At 69.7% G+C, this 14,720-nt stretch carries 12 protein-coding genes and 1 tRNA gene; 3 read left to right on the forward strand and 10 right to left on the reverse strand.

Translation table 11 applies throughout. From position 1 onward, the window contains the following. Window positions 1–18: 18 nt before the first annotated feature. From ABD823_RS03985 to ABD823_RS04005, 5 genes are all read right to left on the reverse strand, one after another. Window positions 19–1,455, reverse strand: a complete 1,437-nt coding sequence (locus ABD823_RS03985; protein ID WP_344856002.1) for a DHA2 family efflux MFS transporter permease subunit — start codon at window positions 1,453–1,455, stop codon at window positions 19–21. Between the two features lie 225 nt (window positions 1,456–1,680). Further along, window positions 1,681–2,967 (reverse strand): ABC1 kinase family protein, encoded by a 1,287-nt coding sequence (locus ABD823_RS03990; RefSeq protein WP_344856004.1) that lies wholly within the window; start codon window positions 2,965–2,967, stop codon window positions 1,681–1,683. 2 nt (window positions 2,968–2,969) lie between these two features. Continuing rightward, the gene (locus tag ABD823_RS03995; RefSeq protein ID WP_344856006.1) at window positions 2,970–3,704 is read right to left on the reverse strand and encodes a hypothetical protein; all 735 of its coding nucleotides are present in this window, start codon (window positions 3,702–3,704) and stop codon (window positions 2,970–2,972) included. A gap of 11 nt (window positions 3,705–3,715) precedes the next feature. After that, window positions 3,716–4,453, reverse strand: coding sequence for a DUF6073 family protein (locus ABD823_RS04000; protein WP_344856008.1), 738 nt, complete (start codon window positions 4,451–4,453; stop codon window positions 3,716–3,718). A 53-nt stretch (window positions 4,454–4,506) separates the two neighbouring features. After that, on the reverse strand, window positions 4,507–4,950 hold the full coding sequence (locus tag ABD823_RS04005) for a hypothetical protein (RefSeq protein WP_344856010.1): 444 nt from the start codon (window positions 4,948–4,950) through the stop codon (window positions 4,507–4,509). Window positions 4,951–5,270: 320 nt separating this feature from the next. On the opposite strand from ABD823_RS04005, the gene ABD823_RS04010 reads away from it, so the two are divergent. Both ABD823_RS04010 and selB read left to right on the forward strand, forming a co-directional pair. Beyond that, a tRNA-OTHER gene (locus tag ABD823_RS04010) sits at window positions 5,271–5,362 on the forward strand. A gap of 43 nt (window positions 5,363–5,405) precedes the next feature. Further along, window positions 5,406–7,172 (forward strand): selenocysteine-specific translation elongation factor, encoded by a 1,767-nt coding sequence (gene selB / locus ABD823_RS04015; protein WP_344856012.1) that lies wholly within the window; start codon window positions 5,406–5,408, stop codon window positions 7,170–7,172. Between the two features lie 112 nt (window positions 7,173–7,284). On the opposite strand, the gene selA is transcribed toward selB, so the two are convergent. From selA to ABD823_RS04035, 4 genes are all read right to left on the reverse strand, one after another. Beyond that, window positions 7,285–8,640 (reverse strand): L-seryl-tRNA(Sec) selenium transferase, encoded by a 1,356-nt coding sequence (gene selA / locus ABD823_RS04020; protein WP_344856014.1) that lies wholly within the window; start codon window positions 8,638–8,640, stop codon window positions 7,285–7,287. A gap of 72 nt (window positions 8,641–8,712) precedes the next feature. Then, window positions 8,713–9,780 carry a selenide, water dikinase SelD gene (gene selD / locus ABD823_RS04025; RefSeq protein WP_344856016.1) on the reverse strand — a complete coding sequence of 356 codons (1,068 nt, stop codon included), beginning with the start codon at window positions 9,778–9,780 and terminating at the stop codon, window positions 8,713–8,715. Window positions 9,781–9,872: 92 nt separating this feature from the next. Continuing rightward, window positions 9,873–10,424 (reverse strand): carboxymuconolactone decarboxylase family protein, encoded by a 552-nt coding sequence (locus tag ABD823_RS04030; protein ID WP_344856018.1) that lies wholly within the window; start codon window positions 10,422–10,424, stop codon window positions 9,873–9,875. Between the two features lie 320 nt (window positions 10,425–10,744). Beyond that, window positions 10,745–11,431 carry a winged helix-turn-helix transcriptional regulator gene (locus tag ABD823_RS04035; RefSeq protein WP_344856020.1) on the reverse strand — a complete coding sequence of 229 codons (687 nt, stop codon included), beginning with the start codon at window positions 11,429–11,431 and terminating at the stop codon, window positions 10,745–10,747. A gap of 79 nt (window positions 11,432–11,510) precedes the next feature. On the opposite strand from ABD823_RS04035, the gene ABD823_RS04040 reads away from it, so the two are divergent. Further along, window positions 11,511–12,110 carry a carboxymuconolactone decarboxylase family protein gene (locus ABD823_RS04040; protein WP_344856022.1) on the forward strand — a complete coding sequence of 200 codons (600 nt, stop codon included), beginning with the start codon at window positions 11,511–11,513 and terminating at the stop codon, window positions 12,108–12,110. An 81-nt stretch (window positions 12,111–12,191) separates the two neighbouring features. Here the strand turns inward: ABD823_RS04040 and ABD823_RS04045 are convergent, their stop codons facing one another. Then, window positions 12,192–14,468 (reverse strand): ATP-dependent Clp protease ATP-binding subunit, encoded by a 2,277-nt coding sequence (locus ABD823_RS04045; protein WP_344856024.1) that lies wholly within the window; start codon window positions 14,466–14,468, stop codon window positions 12,192–12,194. Between the last annotated feature and the right edge of the window lie 252 nt (window positions 14,469–14,720).

Below are 14,720 nucleotides of genomic sequence, written 5' to 3' on the forward strand. Positions count from 1 at the left end.
GGTGCTACGGCTACCGGTTCATGGGGTCGGGGACGTTGTCCGCGGGACGTGAGGCAGTGGGGAGCGCGGCCGGAGCAGTGGCGAGATCAGCGCTGCCGCCAGCGCCATGGCGGCCAGAGCGACCAGCGCGACCCGCTCCGCCGTCGTGAAGGCGTCGACGAAGGCGGCATCGGCCGCCTCGGGGCGCGCGTCCGCTCCTGACGCCGCCTCGTGGACGGAGGATCCGTTCTGGAGGATCGCGCCCACGATCGCGACTCCGAGCAGGCCTGCGATCTGCCGTCCGGTGTTGAGCAGGCCCGAGGCAGCCGGCACGAGGGATTGGGGGAGATCACGGATGGCCTCGGTGCTCGCGGGCGCCATCACCAGTCCTACTCCGGCTCCCACCAGAGCCGAGGGCGGCATGAGCGCCGGCACCGCGACCGAGGGCGAGGCCAGCAGGGCGAACCAGACGACACCGGCCGACATCACGGTGAACCCGCCCATGATGATCCGAGCACCCCCCACCCGGTCGGTGAACCATCCGGCCAGGGGCGACAGCAGCCCCGCCATGACCGCCATGGGCAGCAGAACCAGGCCCGCGTCGATCGCGCTGCCTCCCTGTATCCGCTGGACGTGCAGGGTGACGATCAGCATGAGCCCGAGCATCACGACGAACTGGACGCAGGCGAGCCCGCCTGCGGTGGTGAAGGATCGATAGCCGAACAGGCCGGGCGGCATGACGGGAGCCGTGCACCTGTGCTCCCACCAGACGAAAGCGGCCAGCAGCACCAGACCCGCGGCGAAGACCAGGGGGATGGTGACGGGGCCGGTGATCGACCCCCATCCGTATCGACGCCCCTCGACGAGGCCGTAGGTGACCACCCCCAGCCCTGCCGTCGCCAGCACGACGCCGCCCCAGTCCAGTCGCTGGCGACCGGTGGGCCGTACAGCGGGGACATACCTGAGGGCCAGGGCCAGGGCGAGAACGCAGAGCGGCACGTTGACGAGGAACGCCCAGCGCCACCCCCACGCGGTGACGATCATCCCGCCCCCCACAGGGCCCACGACCGCCGCCAGTGCCATGGTCGCGCTGACCACCCCCAGAGCCGCGCCGCGGCGGTTCCCGGGGAACATCAAGGCGACCAGGGTCAGGCTCTGGGGGACGATCACCGCTCCACCGACGCCCTGCGCGATGCGGGCGGCGATGAGCTGCGCCGGCGAGGAGGACAGGCCGCATGCGAGCGAGGCCGCCGCGAACAGGAGCAGGCCGGCGATCAGCAGGACCCGGGGCCCCAGGAGTCCGCCCGCGCGTCCCGCGGTGATGAGCAGCGCGGCGTACACCAGGATGAACCCGTTGACGACCCACAGCACCTGCCCCAGGTCCGCGCCCAGAACCCGCATCAGGTCGGGAACCATGACCTGGACGATCGTCGTGTCCACCATGACCACGAAGGCGGTCAGGCAGAGTGCGATCACCGGGAAAACGGTATTCCGCGTTCTCTCCGGAGCGGGACGGGAAGGCATGCGAAACTCCCGGGTCATCGGGATCAGATTTCAACGGAAACGGGCCGATATCCACAAAACAGCCGATTACTTTATAAAATTATAGTCATATTCTCTTCGCATCCCCATCGTGTCAAGAGCCCGGTTCGCAGACACGTACGGTGACGCCTTCCACGCGGTGTGTGGCGGATGCCGCTCTCACCCCGGAGACTCGGCGGAGTTCACCAGCAGTCCCTGCATCACGTAGGGGGCGGCCTCCATCTGGAAGTCCATCTCAGGATGGAACCTGCGCACCGTGCCCTCCAGGGACAGCAGGCACAGGAGCGGGAAGACGAACTCCGGTTCGGCGAAGAGCCGGTGCCGTCGCTGGAGATCGAAGAGCCGGACCGAGAAGGCCGCCAGGTCGAAGTCGCGTGCGCGCGCACCCGCGTTCCGCACGACGAGCTCCGCCACATCGCGCCGGAACCGCGTCACGTCGGCATTCTCTTCAGCATTTCGCACCGTGGACAGCAGGATTCCAGCGCACGATTCACCGTCCCCCTGAATCATTCCGGCGAAGAATTTCGTAAAGCTGGTGCGCGCCATATCGCTCAACCGGAAGACGAAGCCGGCGTCGAGGATCACCACTCCGCCGTCCTCGCGGAAGTACACGTTGCCCTGGTGCAGGTCGACATGGATGAAGCCCTCGACGAAGAGCATGTGGTAAACCGCCCTGACCAGGGTCGCCACCCCCGCCTCCCGCGCCTCGGCAGGCAGGCGGCCGATCACCGAGCGGTCGAGGCCCTCGACGAACTCCATGGTGACGATCCCGTCGGCGCATGCGGCGGTCCGCACCTCGGGGACCGTGATCCCGGGCACCTCGGCCAGGACGGAGCGGAGGTGGCGGAGGCTCTCCGCCTCCTGGGCGAAGTCCAACTGGCCGATGAGGCAGTCACCCATCTGGGCGGCGATCTCGGTCATGGGCACCCGGCGGAACACGGGGACGCGTTCGGCGGCACGTGCCATGAGCCTGAGCATCATGACGTCGGTCTCGAAGACCCTGGCGACGTCCGGGCGCCGCACCTTGACGGCGACCTGCTCTCCGTCCAGATCGGTTCTGTAGACGCAGGCGATCGACCCGCTGGCCACCGGCGGCCGGGTCAGGGCCTGGCGGAATCCCGGCGGTAGCTCCCCGAACGCCGGCCGTGCCGCCTGCAGGGCCTGCGCCGCGGTCATCGGTTCGACGCCGTCGTGCAGCCGGCCGAGCGCTCCGGCCATCCTCTCGCCCACCAGGTCGACCCGTGTCGCCAACAGCTGGCCCGCCTTCAGGAACGCACCGCCGAGCCGTTCGGGCAGCCGGGCGGCTTCGGCGGCGAGCCGCTCACCCCGGCGACCGGCGGGTGAGACGGCGGCGATCAGCAGGAGACGGACAAGCGTGTGAGAGCCGTGGGCGATCAGGCGCAGCGTGCGCCGGCACAGCAGCAGCGGCGACGGCCGACTTCTCATGGTCACTCCTGTCGCGTGTGCAGCCGCTGCTCCACCGCCTGGCGGAGAAGCGCCGGCTCATCGCCGAACGCCTCGTGAGGCACCGGTACCGCGGGGCTCGTGCGGACGAACTCCGTACGGTGGCCGCTCTGCAGCCGTGCGACCCGGATCCGCCGGGGCAGCCAGTCCTCTTCGGGACCCCCCTGCTCCGCCACCTCCCAGCGTCTGACCTCCTGGTCGCCGTGGTGGATCGTCCGGGCGACCACCAGCCCCTGACGCGGGACGACGAGTTCGCTCACGCGCAGCCCCGCAGGCCCCGAGAAGCACCTCGCCACGGCGCGGGCCGGCGCATCGGGAGGACGGAGCATGCCCGGCTCGGGTGCGGCGGGGCGGAGAGCCGGATGCGGCCAGGCCATGAGATCGACGTAACCGATGTCGGTGAGCGGCAGGCAGTCGAAGACGAGCCGGTCCACCACCTGGATCGGCTTCTTCATGGTGGGAAGGTAGGTGTGGATGCGGCAGTCGGGGAGATCGGGGTCCTCTTCGATCCACACGTAGGTACCGAAGAGGACATCCGGTTTCAGGACGAAGAGCGCGGTCACCGCGCTCCCGCGGCCGGAAGGGGCCGGGAAGCGGCGCGCGAACACGTACCGCATCGGGTTCTGCCCGATGGTCGCTTCGACGCTGAAGGCATAGGACGCGAGCCGGCCCGCGCGGAAGTTCGCCCGAGCCGGCCCGGCAACACGCACGTCACTCATCGCCTGGGCGCCTAGGCGAGCACTCTTGCGAGCTCGGCCGGCACCACCGCGCTGGCGATCGGGACGTGGTGGAGCAACGCCCCGATCTCGATGTCGGCGGCGATCAACTCGCCGACGCGACGGCCTTCGCCGTCGTACAGCGTGTAGGACTTCGATGTACGCGACACGTCCCCGATCGGCGGGACCATCGCGACCCGCGACTCCAGACGGACCACCTGGTCGCCGGTGTCAACGGTCGTGCCGAGCTGCTCTACCTCGAACCGAGGATAGATCATGGTGATACAGTCCTTGATCGGCATCACCGAGCCGTCGTCGGGCGCGGGACTCGGCTTGACCCGCGCTCCTTCCGCCTTGCCGGGCGAGTTCGACACCTTGACCTGGCCGAAGATCTCGCTGTGTCCGGTCACCTGAAGGGACAGGAACTGCGCGGTGATCGTGGCGCTGGCCCAGTCGAGGGGGGTTCCCTCGGCCGCGTGGGGGTCGTGGCGACGGTAGATCGCCATGCCGTGGAGGTCGACGATGTCCTCCCCGAGCCCGTCGATGCGCACGTGGATGCGCTCGCGGACGGTGAAGGACTCGAGGGCCGACGGTGTCAGCGTGTAGGGGCGGATCGGGTACAGGTTGCCCGGTCCTCCCCACGCGGACTCGTGACCCTTGACAACCTCCGCCGGCGCGAGCGTCGCGTCGTCGATACCCGACGCGATGCCCCTGTCGAGGAGCTGTCTGAGGATTCCCTGTGGTTCGCTCACAGTTCAACCTTTCGAGTGAGAGCGATGGAGCGTGGTTGCCCCGACGGCACCCGCTAGCCGGCGAGTGACGCCATGAGGGCGTCGAGCGAATCGATGACGTGCGCGAAGTCCACCGTCCGCTCGCGGATCTTCGTCTGGTCGACCGTCCGGTCGCCCAGTTCGATCGCGAGCACCTCGATCAGGCGGTCGAGGTTGTTGTAGGCGACGCTCACCGGAAAGTGCTGCAGCGGCGCCTCGAAGCGGGGGTCGGCCGGAGGCGCCCCGGACTCCAGCGTGCCCGTGGAGCCGCTCAGCTCGCGCCACGCACGCTCCACGGTGAGGTCGTAGGCGTGGAACGTGCCGAGGTAGTGCGGCTTCCAGCGGCGCCGCAGCTCGTTCGCGGAGATCCTCCTTTCCAGGTAGTCCACCGCCGCGGGGACGAACTGCTCCCGGTACTCGGTGAGCAGCGGGCGAACGTCCGGCGACGTTGTCGACAGCCGGCTGTCAGCGATGGTCATGTCTCTCTCCCAACCTGGGCTCTTGACTGATCAGGACGCCTCTCGGAGCGGAGCCGTCTGGTCCTTGTCCGCTCGAGCCGCCGGATCCGGCGAAGGACTGGTCCGAAGACCCTGAGCGTCAACGCCACTCATAGTGGACTACTTTAAACTCATATAGTCAACACCTTGCCACCACGGAATCGCGTCCGCCCCGGGCTGTCACCGCACCTAAACAAATTCCCTTTTGAATAAGGACGTCAGAGCAGCATCCAGCCGAGGAGGAAAAGATCTTGATTGTGAGATCGTTGACATCTGGCTACAGATATCGTTAGTTATCTCTCGGAGGCGTTGGGTGCCTGGTGGCCCTCCCGGTCTACAAAACCGATGGGGCGGCGTTGACGTCGCTGGCGGGTTCGATTCCCGTTCGCCTCCGCTACACATCGTCGCGTCGTTCCTCAAGCGATGGGAAAGTGCGCATGCACGTAGTCGCGACCGCCGGACACGTGGACCACGGCAAGTCGACGCTCGTACGGGCACTGACCGGCATGGAGCCGGACCGGTGGGCGGAGGAGCGCCGGCGCGGCATGACGATCGACCTGGGGTTCGCCTGGACGGCGCTGCCTTCAGGCAGGGAGCTGGCCTTCGTCGACGTCCCCGGGCACGAACGCTTCGTGAGCAACATGCTCGCCGGCATCGGCCCGGTACCGGCCGTCATGATGGTGGTCGCCGCGGACGAGGGCTGGATGCCGCAATCCGCCGAGCACCTCGCCGTGATCGACGCCCTGGGGCTGGGGCACGGCCTGCTGGTCGTCACGAGATGCGATCGCGAGGACCCGGAGCTCGCCATCGAGGAGGCCCGGTCCGAGATCTCTCAGACCTGCCTGGGCCAGGTCGAAGCCGTCGCCGTCAGCGGCAAGACGGGTGAGGGCCTGGGGAACCTCGTGAAAGCGCTGGAGAGGCTGGTCGACTCCCTTCCCCCCTCCCCGGCTGACGGACCCGTCCGGTTGTGGATCGACCGCGCCTTCACCATCAAGGGCATGGGCACGGTCGTCACCGGAACGCTGCCCGGCGGCACCGTGGCGGTGGGCGACGAGCTGCTCCTGGTCCCCTCCGGCCACCGGGTGCGGGTCCGCGGGCTGGAGTCGTTGAAGAAACGGGTCGATGCCGTCTCGGGTGTCGCCCGTGTGGCGATGAACCTCAAGGGCGTCGACCTGGGCGGTGTCACCAGGGGCATGGCCCTGGTGACACCGGACCGGTGGATCGGCACGGACACGATCGACGTGCGGCTGCGCGGCGCCCCCGCCGGCGGGCCGGCTCGGGAAGCCATCTTCCACATCGGTTCCGCCGCGGTCGCCGTGCGGGTGCGCAGACTCGGCACCGGCACGGCACGGCTGACCCTGTCCGCCCCCCTGCCGCTCCGCGTCGGAGACCGCGCCATTCTCCGGGAGCCCGGCTCCCGGCGCGTCGCAGGGCTGACCGTGCTCGACGTGCGGCCACCGTCACTCAGCCGCCGCGGTGCCGCCGCGGCCGCCGCGCGCGAGCTGTCCGGCTGGCCTGATCCGCCCACCGGTCATGACCTGCTGCGCAGGCACCGCTTCCTCAAGCGGGACGACCTGATCGTGATGGGGTGCGAGCCCGCCGGCCGACGGGTGGGCGGGGACTGGCTGGCGGACCCGGAGCACTGGGAGTCGCTGGGCACCGATCTGTCTCGGGCGGTGGACGAGCACGCCGAGCGCAGTCCCCTCTCCCCCGGGCTTCCCGTCGAGTCCGCCAGGCAACTGCTGCGCCTGCCCGACAAGCGGTTGGTGGAGGTCCTCGTGCGTCCCCCGCTGCGGGTGGAGGCGAACCGGATCCACCGACCGGCTGCCGCACCGCGGCTTCCGGCCCCGGTCGCCACGGCCGTGCGCCGGCTGGAGGAGGAGCTGGGGGCCGCCCCCTTCCGGGCCCCGGAGGCCGCTCGTCTGGCCGAACTGGGACTGCACTCCAGAGCGGTGATCGCCGCGGCGCGGGCGGGTGCCCTGATCAGGCTGGCCGAAGGCGTCGTCCTGCCCCTCAGTGCCGAGAACCTCGCCGTCGAGATCCTCAACCGGCTGCCGCAGCCCTTCACCGCGAGCGAGGCCAGGAGCGCCCTCGGCACCTCCCGGCGCGTGGCCATTCCGCTGCTGGAATATCTGGACAGCCGGGGCCACACCGTACGGGTGGACTCCACCACGCGCAGAATGCGGGCGCGGACCACCGGCTAGGACCGCGTGCGCGGAGCCGTCTTCTGAGGACGACGGCTCCGCGTCGCCCGGAGCCCCCGGGCACCGGAGGAGATGCCCGCGAGCCGAATCCGCTCTCCGCCGCCGGTCCGTGTCAGGCGTCAGCCGTCAACGCCTCCCGCAGGATCCGCAGAAGCCGCTGGTCCTCCTCCGGCGGCACCGTGCGGAGATCGACGAGGACACGCCCCTTCTCCGCTCGCGTGATCACGGGCGGATCGGCGGCGCGGAGCCTGGCCACGACCACCGTCTCGCTCACGGGACGGGGATCGATCTCGACGAGCACGCTGGGAAGGCGCTCTGCCGGCAGGCTGCCGCCTCCTACGACGCCCTCCCCTTCGCGCAGGGAGGCGGCCCGGCCCAGACCGTCCGCCATCCTCTCCGCCCGTGTCCGGAGGTCGCTCAGAGGCAGGTTGAGCATCCGCCATATGGGAAGCTCCTCCAACCGGCCTGACAGATGCGACAGCAGGGTCGCCTCCAGCGCCGCGAGGGTCAGTTTGTCGATGCGTACGGCACGTGCCACGGGGTGGCGCGCCAGGCGTTGCACGAGATCGGAACGGCCCACGATGAGACCCGCCTGGGGACCCCCGAAGAGCTTGTCACCGGAGAAGACCGCCAGGTCCACCTCGGCCTTGAGGCTGTCCTCGAGCGTCGGCTCGTCCCCCAGCCGCCCGCGCAGGAGACCGGAACCGATGTCGTGCAGCAGGGGTACGCCCGCCTTCCTGGCCACACCGACGAGTTCGGGAAGCGACGGCTGGGTGGTGAACCCCTCGATCCGGTAGTTGGACGGGTGGACCACCATCAGCAGAGCCGTCCGGTCACCGATCGCGTCCGTGTAGTCGGACAGGTGGGTCCGGTTGGTCGATCCCACCTCGACGAGTTTCACCCCGGCGGCTTCCATGATGGCCGGGATCCGGAACTCTCCTCCGATCTCGACCAGTTCGCCCCGTGACACCACGACCTCGCGGCCGCGCGCCAGGGCGCTCAGCGCGAGCAGCAGTGCGGCGGCGGCGTTGTTGACCGCGAGGGAGGCGGGCGCGCCGGTGAGCTCGCGGAGGAGCAGGTTGGCGGTGGTTCCGCGTCTGCCCCGTCCTCCGGTCTGCAGGTCGAATTCCACGGTCGAGTAGCCCGCCGCGGCGGAGACGGCCTCGCGGGCCGCCTCCGACAGCGGTGCCCGGCCGAGATTGGTGTGCAGCACCACCCCGGTGGCGTTGATGACCGCGCGGATCCGGCCCGAGGTGAGCGCGGCGACCGAGGTCGCCACCGTCTGCGCGATGTCGTCCAGCGAGGGTAGGGGTTGCCCCTCAGCGAGCCCTTCCCTGGCGAGTTCCAGCGCCTGCCGGGCGACCTCCGCCACCAGCGGCCTCCCGCAGGCGTGCACCTGCTCGGTGATCCAGGGATGTGCGAGCACGACGTCCATCCTGGGCAGGGCGCGACGCGGGTCGCCGTTCATCGCCTTCACCTCCGGCCGAGCCGAAACTTGAATGATCTTCTATGGCGGTTCCGGGCTCACGGCCCCGGAGGATCAGGTGCCTGCCCGTACGGTGATGCGGCCGGCCGGGCCGTCGACGACCCGTCCGATCGCCACCGCGGGCACCTTTCGCCGGCGCAGGTGTTCCAGGAGGTCGTCCGCGGGTGCGGGCGCGGCGATCAACAGGCCGCCGGAGGTCTGCGCATCATGCAGGAGGACGGAGAGCTCGTCGTCGACCGACGGGTCGATCCGCACCCAGTCCGCCAGGAAGTCCATGTTCGCCCGGGTGCCGCCCGACACGAATCCCTTGGCGGCGAGTTCTCTGACGTCCGGAAGAAGCGGCACACGGTCGGCGTCCACTTCGGCTGCGGCTCCACTGGCCTTCAGCAGCCTGCGCAGATGACCCAGAAGGCCGAACCCGGTCACGTCGGTGGCGGCCCGGGCCCCGGTCTCCAGTGCCGCCTCGCCGGCCGCGGCGTTGAGCGATGTCATCGACGCCACCGCCTCGGCCACGGCGCCGGGATCCGCCGCGTCGTGCTTCAACGCCGTGACCATGACCCCCGTCCCGATCGGTTTGGTCAAGACCAGCAGGTCGCCGGCCTTCGCCCGGTCGATGGTGAGAAGGCGCGCGGGATCGGCCACGCCGAGCACGGCCATGCCGTACTTGGGCACCGGGTCGGCGATCGTGTGCCCGCCGACGACCGCGCATCCGGCCGAGGCGGCGACGGCGGCGGCACCGTGCATCACCTGGGACAGCATGCCGATCGGCAGGCCGTCACCCGGCCAGGCGGCCAGGTTGAGCGCGACGAGCGGCCGTCCTCCCATGGCGTAGACGTCGGACAGCGCGTTCGCCGCCGCGATACGGCCCCAGTCGTAGGGGTCGTCCACGATGGGGGTGAAGAAGTCGGTGGTCAGGATCAGCGCCTGGGAGTCGTTCAGCCTCAGGACCGCGGCGTCGTCGCCTTCGGGCAGCCCGACGAGGAGGTCGGCGCCGGCCTGCGAGAGCACCGGGTCGAAGCCGTTCATCAACTGCTCGAGGGAGGACTGCGGGAGCTTGCAGGCACAACCGGCGCCGGGTGACAGAGAGGTGAGGCGGACGGTGTGCCGAGTCGTTTCGGTCATCGCACTCCCTTCCAGGTGCTCATCGCGGGCTCAGACGACCGGTGCGGTCGCCCGGCCGGGCGTGTACGGCCGGGCGACCGCCGCTGATCGGCCTAATGGCCGGTGGCGCACATCCGGTAGCCGTCATTGATGATCATCTGAGCCATCCCCGCGTAGGCGGCCGGATCGCTGGGCACGATGGCCGCCAGGCCGTCGCAGTACCGGTTGAACATGCAGAAGGCCGCGGCGATGAGCACCGTGTCGTGGATCTCCGTGTCGGTGGCGCCCGCCTGGCGGGCGGTGTCCACCATCGCCTCGGTGACCTCGTGGCCTCCGCGCTGCGTGGCGCCCGCGATGGCGAGCAGCGCCTTGAGCTTGGGCGGGACCGGAGCGCTGTCGAGGTCGTTGATGACCTTGTCCACCAGGGTGCGGCCACCCTCCATCTGGGCGGCGCTGACCTCGGAGTGGGTGGAGCTGCAGAAGGTGCAGTCGTTCAGGACAGAGACGTAGGCGGCGATGAGCTCCCGCTCGCCCCGGCTGAGCGAGTGGGGGTTGCGCAGGAGCACCTCGGCGAGCTCGCCCAGCGGGCGGCCCGTCTCGGGTCGGTACTGGAACAGGCCCGGGGTCCCGGGAGCGAGCTCGGGGGGCATGGCGATGTGCGGCATGGTCTCTCCTACGGAGGTGGGTGCACGACCCTCGGAGCCGCCGTAGCCGGCCGTGAAGCAGCGATGTCGCAACGCTCGGTGGCACCCTCTCACGGCGTCCACTACGGGGCACGGTTTGTACCGGCTCCCCAAAGTAGACAACTTTAGAGATATATAGTCAAGCGTTGCATTACACCCGCAGCGCGGGTTCAATGAACGGGGAGACGGCCTCCGAGGGCGCGGGAAAGACCAGGTCGAGCGCGGCTCATGCCCACATGACATGACGCCGCACAGCGATCGAAGGTGAAATGTCCCTATGGCATTGCGAAGCGACACGCCTCTCAACGCGCACCGGCGGCGCCCAGGGGCGCCGCCTCGGTCGCCGGGATCAGCCCGAGCAGCGCGCTCGCGCGCATGACGGCGTCGGGGGCGCCGGACAGCTCCAGCCTGCCCGAGGCCAGGGCCTCGAAAGGAGTCAGGCGCTGCGCACCGATCTCCACGAAGGTCTTCGCGTCGGTCCGGGCCACCATCGCACAGGGACCCGCCGCGGGACCCTCGACGGCGTGCGGCACCCGCCGCTCGACACTGATGTGGAAGACGACGTCGTCGACGTGAAATTCGTATACCTCATCGAGGTCGGACGCCCGGGCGGGATCGATCATGGCCTGGACCGCCAGGAACCCCCAGTGCGGGCGGACCTCCAGATCCTCCCCGGGGGCGCCCAGGAACGACATCCCCCAGCGGGCCAGCAGCAGAACGGGTTCGCGGAGCCGGCGGCCCAGCTCGGTCAGCTCGTATCCCTGGTCCCTCGACGCGGGCTTGGTGAGCACTCCCATCTCCACGAGGCTTCTGAGCCGCTCGGCGAGCAGGTTGGTGCCGATGCCGGGCAGCTCGGCGAGGAGTTCGCCGTACCGGCGGGGACCCATGAGCAGTTCACGGATGATGAGCAGCGTCCAGCGCTCGCCCACGACGTCCAGGGCCGAGGCGAGCCCGCAGTACTGACCGTAGTTTCGCCGGGCATGACTCATGTTGGCCTCCTCACCGTCTTCTCTACTTTAATTCTACATAGTATTTGAATACAACCCTCCGAAGCATCCGGGAGCGGACATGGACCGACCGCATGGTGTGCGGGTGCCCGTGGTGGACGAGTCGGCCGCAGTGGACACCACCGCGGCGCTGTACGAGGAGATACGGGCTCATTTCGGCCTGGGCCTCGTGCCTGACGTCTTCAAGCTGGTGAGTACGCGTCCGGACTACCTGAAAGTCTTCTGGGACGGTTATCGATCGGTTTTCGACGAGGGTTTCCTTGATCGCGGGGTCAAGGAGCTCATCGCCGCCTTCGTGGCCCAGGAGGTGGGCTGCGGCTACTGTGTCGACGCCCATGTCCTGTTCCTGGACATGATCGGCGCCGACCGGCGCCTGGCGTCCGCCCTGCGGGTCGCCGACATCGACGACATGCCGGTCCCCGCCGCCGTGCGCGAGGTGCTCCGCCTGGCCCGCCGCATCACCCGTGAGGCGTACCGCATCGGTCAGGAGGACTTCGACCGTCTCAAGGGGTGCGGATGGAGCGACGACCAGATCCTGGAGGCGGTCTGGACCGCGTGCCAGTTCAACTGGGTCACCCGCATGGTGAACGCGGCCGGGCTGGTGGAGCTGGGTCAGCTGGCCGGACCGGGCCCGTCCGGCGGGGATCCCGGGACGGAGTGACGAGCCGGCGGACCCGGTCCGCGTTCCCGCCCGCCCGGTCCGGCTCGCCCGTAACCCGCACGATCGTCGCGGCGGAGTCGCTCACGGGGTGACGGTGAAGGTGAGAACGGACCGTGTGCCGTCTCCCGCGTCGACGGTCACCTTCCGCCCCGGTCGGAGCCGGCCCGACAGGATGAGTTCGGAGAGGACGTCATCGAGTTCCCGCCGCACGGTCCGGCGCAGTGGGCGGGCCCCGGCCATGGGGTCCCGGCACCACTGCGCCAGCAGGCGCCTGGCGCCGGCGGCCACCACCAGGGCGACGGCGTGGCCCCTGCGGAGCCGTTCACCGAGCCGGGCGATCTCCAGGTCGATGATCGCGGCCACGTCGTCCGGGTCCAGGGGGCGGAACACCACGACCTCGTCCACCCGGTTGAGGAACTCCGGTCGCAGATGGCTTCTCAGCTCCTCGCCGACGACGGCTCTCATCCACCCGAGGCGGTCCTCGTCCGCCACGTCCTGCGTGAACCCCGCGGGTGCGCCGGAAGAGACGTCCCGCGCACCGAGACCGGTGGTCATGATGACGACGGTGCCGCGGAAGTCGGCCACACGGCCCCGGCCATCGGTGAGCCGCCCCTCTTCGAGGACCTGGAGGAGCACGTCGAGCACCTCGGGATGCGCCTTCTCGACGTCGTCGAACAGGACCACGGAGAAGGGCCTCCTCCGCACCCGCTCGGTGAGCTGTCCGCCGTCGTCGTGGCCCGGGTACCCGGGAGGCGAGCCGTACAGGCGCACCGCCGAGTGCCTTTCCGCGTACTCACCCATGTCGATCCGGATCAGCGCGTCGTCGTCGCCGAAGAGGAGGCCTGCCAGGGCCTTCGCCAGCTCCGTCTTCCCCACGCCCGGAGGGCCGGCGAACAGGAACGATCCCACCGGCCGATCGGGATCCGCGATCCCGGAACCGGATCGGCGGATCGACCGCGCCAGTGCCGCGATCGCGGCGTCCTGGCCGACCACCCGTCTGCGCAGTTCGTCCTCCATCCCCCGGAGGCGTTCCGTCTCCTCCTCGGCCAGCCGGATGAGGGGGATCCCGGTGGCGGCCGCCACAACCTCCGCCACGTGCTCTCCCGTCACCGGCGGCGGAACCCCGTCCCGGGGCGGTCCGCCCGATGAACGGACCCGGACCAGCGCGCCCGCCTCGTCGAGGACGTCGATCGCCTTGTCCGGAAGGAAGCGGGTGGTCATGTGGCGGTCGGTCAACCGGACCGCGGCCGCCAGGGCCTCGTCGGTGAACTCCACTCCGTGATGCGCCTGATAGCGGTCGCGTAGCCCTTTGAGGATCCCGATCGTGGCCTCCGGAGTCGGCGGCGCGAGGTGGATCGGCTGGAACCGGCGTTCCAGGGCGCGGTCCTTCCCGATGTTCCTGCGGTACTCCTCCAGGGTGGTGGCGCCGATCGTGCGCAGTTCGCCGCGGGCCAGCATCGGCTTCATGATCGAGGCGGCGTCGAGAGCGCCCTCCACCGCGCCGGCGCCGACAAGGGTGTGAAGCTCGTCGACGAACAGTACGACACCGCCGTCGGCCGCCGCCTCCCGGAGAACGGTTCGCAGGCGTTCTTCGAAGTCTCCCCGGTACCGGGTGCCCGCGACCAGCAGGCCGAGGTCCAGCGCGTACAGGCGCTTGTCCCGGAGTTCGCCCGGCACTTCGCCGCTCGCGATCCGCTGCGCCAGCGCCTCCACGAGAGCGGTCTTGCCCACCCCGGGCTCGCCGAGGAGGACGGGGTTGTTCTTCGTCCGGCGCAGGAGCACCTCCACCAGCCGGTCCAGTTCGGTGCCACGGCCGATCACGGGGTCCAGCCGCCCCGCCCGGGCGGCGTCGGTCAGGTTGCGGCCGAAACGTTCCAGCAGCAGGTCGGCCGTCCTGACCGGACCGGCGATGGCTCGGATCGGCTGGGGAACCGGGTCGAGCAGTTGGAGGACGCGTTCACGGAGCCGGGCCGGATCCGCGCCCATGCCCACCAGGATCCGGACGGCCGCGTCCTCTTCCAGAGCGATCATTCCGAGCAGGATGTGCTCGGTGTCCACATGATCGCAGCCGAGTTTCCGGGCTTCCGCCAGCGACCTGTCGAACATCTCGCTCGCCTGAGGGCTCAGCGGGATTCGTCCTGCCGAAGACTGCTGACCGCGTCCCACGACCTTCTCCACCTGCTGGTGGACGGTGTCGAGTTCGATGCGGAGGTCCTTCAGCAAGGTGCCGGCCAGTCCGTCGGTCTGGACCAGGCCGAGGAGGATGTGCTCGGTGCCTATGGCGTTGTGGTTGAACATCCTGGCCTCCTCCTGAGCCAGGACGAGCACCTGCCGGGCACGAGCGCTGAGGTGGTCCACCGTCTCCGCTCCTCCGTCGAACCCCGGGAGCACGATGAGGCCGGGCTCCCGGATCGCAGCGAACGTGTGTGGCGCAATGCCGGGAGACGGCGGCAGACCCCACGCGACGCGTGAGGCGTCTCGGCGCCCGACGGGGCGGGGGGTCGCAGGGGCTGCCGCCGTCATGGGGTTTTTTTCGTTCCGCGCCCTCGGCTGCCTCACGGGCGAGGTCGAAGCCCGATCGCCAGAAGTGCTCGACGAACACGCGGAGTC

This window comes from Planomonospora alba (genome assembly GCF_039534085.1).
Taxonomy (GTDB): domain Bacteria; phylum Actinomycetota; class Actinomycetes; order Streptosporangiales; family Streptosporangiaceae; genus Planomonospora_B; species Planomonospora_B alba.